The 6,581-nt window shown below is 67.3% G+C and carries 6 protein-coding genes; all 6 read right to left on the bottom strand.

Annotation, left to right across the window (positions count from 1 at the left end; translation table 11 throughout):
• On the bottom strand, nt 1-264 hold a 264-nt coding region (locus tag ABIS05_RS08165), incomplete at its 3' end, for a low molecular weight protein-tyrosine-phosphatase (protein WP_348010988.1).
• A gap of 139 nt (nt 265-403) precedes the next feature.
• A complete protein-coding gene (locus ABIS05_RS08160) occupies nt 404-2,707 on the bottom strand; it encodes a TonB-dependent receptor domain-containing protein (protein WP_348010987.1) in 2,304 nt (767 codons plus the stop codon).
• Nucleotides 2,708-2,879: 172 nt separating this feature from the next.
• Complete coding sequence (locus tag ABIS05_RS08155) at nt 2,880-3,884, bottom strand: collagen-binding domain-containing protein (protein WP_348010986.1); 1,005 nt, start codon at nt 3,882-3,884, stop codon at nt 2,880-2,882.
• Between the two features lie 271 nt (nt 3,885-4,155).
• Nucleotides 4,156-4,989, bottom strand: a complete 834-nt coding sequence (gene metF, locus ABIS05_RS08150; RefSeq protein ID WP_348010985.1) for a methylenetetrahydrofolate reductase [NAD(P)H] — start codon at nt 4,987-4,989, stop codon at nt 4,156-4,158.
• Nucleotides 4,986-5,732 carry a TlyA family RNA methyltransferase gene (locus ABIS05_RS08145; protein ID WP_348010984.1) on the bottom strand — a complete coding sequence of 249 codons (747 nt, stop codon included), beginning with the start codon at nt 5,730-5,732 and terminating at the stop codon, nt 4,986-4,988. The genes metF and ABIS05_RS08145 overlap by 4 nt, the downstream gene beginning before the upstream one ends.
• 7 nt (nt 5,733-5,739) lie before the next feature.
• A partial coding sequence (locus tag ABIS05_RS08140) for an adenosylhomocysteinase (protein ID WP_348010983.1) occupies nt 5,740-6,581 on the bottom strand: 842 nt, incomplete at its 5' end.

The following is a 6,581-nucleotide window of genomic DNA, read 5'->3' as shown; positions in this document are numbered from 1 at the left end:
CATTGCCAGCACGAGGTCGAAGTGCATGAAGTCTGCCGCGACGAGTTGGCGGGCACGCAGCGCGCCCAGTTCATAGCCGCGTCGTGCGGCATGCTGCTGGCTGCGTGGGTCGGGCGGCGCGCCGATGTGATAGCCATGGGTGCCGGCGGAGTCCACCTCGATGTCCAGCCCTGCGGCCGCCAGCTTGGCGCGCATGACGCCCTCGGCGGTGGGGCTGCGGCAGATGTTGCCCATGCAGAAGAAGAGGATGCGGCGTGTCGTCATGTCGCACGCATTCTCTTCGGGCCGAGCGCCGGGCCGCTCCCAAGCCGGCCCGCCAAGGCGATGTGCTTGGGGCTCAACGCCGCAAGCATCGCCGTCCCCTCGGGGGACCGGCCAGCGTACTCGCTGGACGAGGGGCACATCAGAACCGCATGTCCGCGCGCAGCGAGATCACGCGGAAGGTCTTGTTGCGTGACCAGCTTTCGGTCAGGTACTCGCGCTGCGTGACGCTGTTGGTGCTGATGCCCTCGGAGCTGCTCTCGGCGTCGCGCGGCAGCAGGTTGGCCATCGACAGGCGCCAATTGATGCCGTCGCGCACGGCGCCGCTGGCCCAGGACAGGTAGGCGTCGAACTGGCGGCGGGCGGTCTCCTCGCGCCGCAGCGTCTCGGTCTGCTGCACGTTGGTGGCGGGCACGTAGTTGAAGTTGAAGCCGCTGCCGAAGTTTTGGCCCAACGCCTTCCAGCGGTGGTCCAGCCCAAAATTGAGGCTGCCGCGCGGTTGCTGGTCGATGCGGTTGTTGCCTGGAATGCCCTGCACGGCGCTCTTGAATACGGCGAAGTTGAAGCGCAGCAGCATCATCTGCAGCGCGGCTGGCGCTTCTTCCCAGAGTTCGTCCATGCGGGCCTTGAACTCGAACTCCAGCCCCGTGGCGCGGGCACTGCCCATGTTGCGCGGGCGGCTGACCCAGCGCTGCGAGCTGTCCCAGCTCACGGTCTCCAGCATCACCTCTCTGCGGATCAGGCCGCTGATGTCGCGCAGAAAGGCGCTGGCGGAAATGATGCCGCCGGTGGGTAGCCAGTGCTCCAGGCTGAGGTCGACGCCGGTGGCCAGTTCGGGCTTGAGGTCGGGGTTGCCGGCGCGGTCGGCCTGGGTCTGGTAGTTGGCACCGTCGGGATAGGTGGTGTTGATGCTGGGGCGGGCGACCAGGTCGTTGAGGCTGGGCGCGCGGTAGCTGCGCGTCAGCGCCAGGCGCACCTGGTCTTTCGGGAAGGCCTCGGGCTTCCACAGGATGTGGAACAGCGGCGAGGTGACCTGCGACACATTGCGCGTCTCGGGCAGCGCACCGGTGGCGGCCGCCGTGGTCTCGATGCGCTCGTAGCGCAGGCCGGCGTAGAACGCCCACTGCTTGCTCGGGCTCCACTCGTCCTGCGTGAACGCGGCGAAGCGCTCGTTGCGCGTCCCCAGCGTGTTGCCGAAGCGCACGAGGCCCGGCAGCACGGCGCCGTTGACCAGCGTGTCGACGACTTGCGTGCGCTGGCTGCGCTCGGCCTCGACGCCGGTGACCCACTGGTGCTCCTGCGCCGTCTTCAGGCTCCAGCGGCCGTTGAGGCTGGTCTGGTCTTCCTCGACCGAGTTGTGGTCCTGCTGCGCGCGCTCGGAGGTGACGCCGGCTATGGCCTGCGTGTCACGGCGATCGCTGTTTCTGGTGTTCTTGGAGGTGCCGGTGCCCAGGCGGAGGGTGAAGCTCTCGCCCACGCGGGGCCGGTAGTCGGCCGACATGTTCAGGCGCAGGTTGTGGTTCTTGGCGTCGTTCTCGCTGTGAACGTCGCGAAAGCGCGTGCCCTCGGAGTTGTACTGGCTGCTGCCCTCGTTCTGCGAGAGGAAGAATGACGGCGTGAGGTTGAAGGTCAGCGTGTCGCTGTACTTCCAGCGCAGCCGGGCATTGCCGTTGAGGCTCTTGTTCTGGTTCTCGCTGGTGCCGATCTGCGTGTTCTGTTCGGTGACCTCGCCGGTCTCCGCATCGGTGATGCGGTTGCCCGAGTCGACGTTGTTGAAGAAGCGACGGACCGCACCATTGGTGGAGATGGCGCCCACGAACTCGTCGCCGTTGGGGCCGCCCCACTTCAGGTTGCGCGTCCAGCTGGCGTCGATCTGGGGTTGATTGCGGTCCCAGCCCACCCCCATGCGCACCTCGTGGTTGGACTTCTGCAGCGGCTCGCGCAGCACGATGTTGATCGTGCCGGCAATGGCCCGCGTGCCGGTGGCGGCGGTGGGCGCGCGGTAGATCTCGATGCGCTCGATCTGGTCGGGCGGCAGCTCTTCCACGGCGAAGCCCGGCGGCGGGCGTTCCTCGTCGATGAGGATCTGCGTGGCGCCGCCGCCCATGCCGCGCATGCGGATGTCGCCGCCGCGGCCCGGGCGGCCGCCGCCCAGCGTGACGCCCGGCAGGCGGCGCAGCACGTCACCCAGCACGACATCGCCGTACTTCTCTAGGTCCTCGCGCTCAATGACGATCTTGCTGGCGGTGCTGTTGCGGCGCCGGCTGTTGGCCGTGGGGCCGCTGCTGACCTCGACACGGTCCAGGCGGTTGCCGGCACCGCTGGCCGCCGCAGCGGGAGCGCTGGCGGCTACGGCGGCAGGAGGGAGCGGGACGGGGGCGGGCGTCTGGGCTGCGCTCATCGCGCAGGCACACAACCCGGCCAGCGCGAGAAGGGGGCGGCTCATGGCCGCGCATTCTGCTGGGTGAGGCGGTACGCCCGCTCACGTAAAGCGCTCATTTACATGAGCGGAAGTCATGGTTTTGCCCAGGAGGGGCGCAGGCGGCATGCGAGCCGCGCAGTGATGCAAAAAGGGGCGCTGACGCGCCCCTTGAAGTGCCCGGGTGGGGGCGGGCCGTTCAGCGGGCCTGGCGCTGACGCAGCCGCAGGTAGCCCATGACCAGAAGGCCGGCCGCCAGCATCAGCCAGCTTTCGGGTTCCGGCACGGCCGTGACGGCCGGCACGCCGCCCACGTAGCCGCGCTGATGGATTTCGCTGCCCTGGACGATGCTGTTGACGAAGATGCCGCCTTCCAGATTGGCGCTGCTGCCCGGGTTGCTGATGACGGCATCAGGCGCCAGGATGGAGCCGCCGAACTGCGCGGTGATGGTGATGTTGCTGGCGTCGTAGAAGTTCCAGAGCAGCTTGCTGCCGGCGTTGATGGCCGATCCGCCCAGGAAGTTCGCGTGCAGCGTGCCGATGGCCAGGTCGCTGTTGAGCACCACCGAATCCACGCCGGCACCCAGCACGAAATCGAATTCGCCCGCCGACGTCAGCAAGCCCGACAGGCCCGCCAGGTTGAACACCGCGACGCCGTCGCTGCCAGCCACGGCCGTGAACGTCAATTTGCCGAAGCCGTTGTTGGCCACCGTGCTGCCCGTGTCGGCCAGCGACTTGAACGCGCCGGACGCGCCATGCAACAGGGCACTGAAGTCGGTGCCCAGGGCCGTGGCCTTGCGTTCCTGTGCCGCCGCAGCGGTCCAGTTGCCGAGCCCGGTGTCCAGCGCATAGGACTGACCGCCGCCGTTGATGTTCACGTTGGCCATCGATCCGGCCACGGTATTGCCGTTCTGGACTTCCGAGTTGGAGAAGCTGCCGAGAACGGTGGCGCCGCCCTGCACGCGCACCTTGCTGGCGTTGCCCAGCACGGTCAGGCCGGCGAAGCCGGCGTAGCTGGCGACGTTGTGCTGGTTGGGCTCGCCGTAGGCCCAGGAGGTGGACGGGCCGGTGAGGCTGCCGCCCACGAAGGTCAGGCCCTCGACGTGGGAGGTGCCGTCCGACGCCATGGCGAAATCGCCCAGCGTGACGACATTGAAGTTCTGGATGATTTCGGTGGCAGTCAGCGGCACCGCTTGCGCGCTCACGCTGGCAAACAAAAGCACGCCTGCCAACAGGCGAACGGCAGGGGCGGGACGGAGGACTCGGCGAGCGGGAGACAACATGAATTCCTGTGGGTTGGTATACGGAGTCACTCTAAGTGGCTACGCGTTTACCCCGACGCCATTTACCCCCGCAGCTGCGGGGACAAACTGTGAACTTTTCAACACTCTGCATCAGCCCGCTTCCGACGGGCGCGGATTCCCTTCGGGGGTGCGGAAATGACCCCCGAATATTTGGCGCCCGGCCGCGCGGTGTTCAGCGGCCCAGCGCCAGCCGGCGGCAGAGCTCCAGCGTCAACGTCGATTGGTTGAGCGTGTAGAAGTGCACGCCCGGTGCGCCGCCGGCAATCAGGCGTTCACAGAGCTTGGCCACCACGTCCAGGCCGAAGGCGCGGATGCTGGCGGCGTCGTCCATGAAGCCTTCCATCTTCATCTGCACCCAGCGCGGGATCTCGATGCTGTCGCGCTGCGCGAACTGGGCGATGCGGCCATAGTTGTGGAAGGGCATGATGCCCGGCACGATGGGCTGGGTGACGCCCAGGCGGCGCGCCTCGTCCACGAAGTGGAAGTAGGCGTCGGGGTTGAAGAAGAACTGCGTGATGGCGCCGTCGGCACCGGCGTTCATCTTGTCGGCAAAGTGTTGCAGGTCGCGCGCGGCATAACGCTGCTGGGGGTGTGTCTCTGGGTAGGCGGCCACCTCGATGTGCCAGTCCTTGCCTTGGGTCTCGCGGATGAAGCTGACCAGTTCGGACGCGTAGCGGAACTCGCCCGCCGTGGCTGTGCCGCTGGGCAGGTCGCCGCGCAGCGCCACCACGCGGTGGATGTCCTGCGTGCGGTAGGTGGCCAGGATCTCGGCGATGTTCTCGCGGGTCGAACCGACACAGCTGAGATGCGGCGCGGCGTTGAAGCCGGCGCCGGCAATGTCCATCACCGCGTTCAGCGTCTTGTCGCGCGTGGAGCCGCCAGCGCCGTAGGTGACGCTGAAGTACTGGGGCTTGAGGGCGCCCAGCTCCTGCACGACGGTCTTGAGTTTCTCGACGCCGACCGGCGTGTTGGGGGGGAAGAATTCGAAACTGACAGGGGTGCTCATCGGGAGGCCCACAAAAAGAATTCGCGATTGCCATCACCGCCGGTGATGGGGCTGTCGAAATAGTCCAGCACCTTCAGGCCAAGGGCCGTGCAGGCCAGGCGCACGCGGCCTTCCAGGCGCGGGTAGTCGGCCTCATCCTTGACGAGACCGCGCTTGTCCAACGCCTTCGGGCCCAGCTCGAACTGCGGCTTGATCAACACCAGCAACTGGCCGTGCGACTCCAGCCAGGGCAGCAGCTCGGGCAGGCTGCCCACCATGGAGATGAAGCTCAGGTCGCCAACGATGAGCGTGAAGCCGCCCGTTGGCGCGTGCTGGCGCAGCACGCCCAGTTCGCGCACGTGCACGCCTTCCAGTGCCGACACGCGCTCGTCGGCCTGCAGGCGCGGGTGCAGCTGGCTGTGGCCCACGTCGATGCCGACGACATGGCGTGCGCCGCGCGCCAGCAGGCAGTCGGTGAAGCCACCGGTGCTCTGGCCGACGTCGAGCACCGTGTGGGTGCTGACGTCGAAACCCGTGTGCTTCAGCGCGCCTTCCAGCTTGAGCCCGCCGCGCGACACGTAGCGCAGCTCCGCGTCGTCGGTGACGCGCAGCTGCGCCGTCTCGGGCAGGTCCTCGCCGGCCTTCTTCAGCGCGGCCCAGCCGGTGGGAGATGCCCACTCGGCGGCGCCGTTGCTGATGAGGCGCTGGGCCACCGAACGGGTCGGTGTCAGGCCCTGGGCGACGAGGAGCTGGTCTGCGCGCATCGACGGATCAATACCGGTAGGCGTCCGGCTTGTACGGGCCGGTCTTGCTGACGCCGATGTAGGCGGCCCGCTCTTCGGTCAGCTCGGTCAGCTGCGCGTTCAGCGTGGTCAGCTGCAGGCGCGCGACCTTCTCGTCGAGGTGCTTGGGCAGCACGTAGACCTGGCCGACGGCGTAGTTGTCGCGGTGGGCGAACAACTCGATCTGGGCGATGGTCTGGTTCGCGAACGAGCTGCTCATCACATAGCTCGGGTGGCCCGTGCCGCAGCCCAGGTTCACCAGGCGGCCCTTGGCCAGCAGGATGATCCGCTTGCCGTCCGGGAAGATCACGTGGTCGACCTGGGGCTTGATCTCTTCCCACTCGTACTGCTCCAGCGCCGCGACTTCGATCTCGTTGTCGAAGTGGCCGATGTTGCTGACGATGGCGTTGTTCTTCATCGCGACCATGTGCTCGTGGCGGATGACGTTCTTGTTGCCCGTCGTCGTCACGAAGATGTCGGCCTTGTCCTGGGCGTATTCCATCGTCACGACGCGGTAGCCTTCCATCGCCGCCTGCAGCGCGCAGATCGGGTCGATTTCGGTCACCCAGACTTGAGCGGACAGCGCACGCAGCGCCTGTGCCGAGCCCTTGCCCACGTCGCCGTAGCCGGCCACGACGGCGATCTTGCCGGCGACCATCACGTCGGTCGCGCGCTTGATGCCGTCGACCAGCGATTCGCGGCAGCCGTAGAGGTTGTCGAACTTGCTCTTGGTGACCGAGTCGTTCACGTTGATGGCGCGGAACAGCAGCGTGCCCTTGGCGGACATTTCCTTCAGGCGGTGCACGCCCGTGGTCGTCTCTTCCGTCACGC

The organism is Roseateles sp., from assembly GCF_039929605.1.
In the GTDB taxonomy this organism is placed as follows: domain Bacteria; phylum Pseudomonadota; class Gammaproteobacteria; order Burkholderiales; family Burkholderiaceae_C; genus Pelomonas.
Note: the sequence above shows the minus strand (reverse complement) of the source record. Positions and strands in the feature narration are given on the sequence as shown.

Bases quoted from the DNA above. Each gene is read 5' to 3' on its own strand.
- ABIS05_RS08160 (WP_348010987.1), bottom strand. From the start codon at position 2,707: ATGAGCCGCCCCCTTCTCGCGCTGGCCGGGTTGTGTGCCTGCGCGATG.
- metF (WP_348010985.1), bottom strand. From the start codon at position 4,989: ATGAGCACCCCTGTCAGTTTCGAATTCTTCCCCCCCAACACGCCGGTC.
- ABIS05_RS08145 (WP_348010984.1), bottom strand. From the start codon at position 5,732: ATGCGCGCAGACCAGCTCCTCGTCGCCCAGGGCCTGACACCGACCCGT.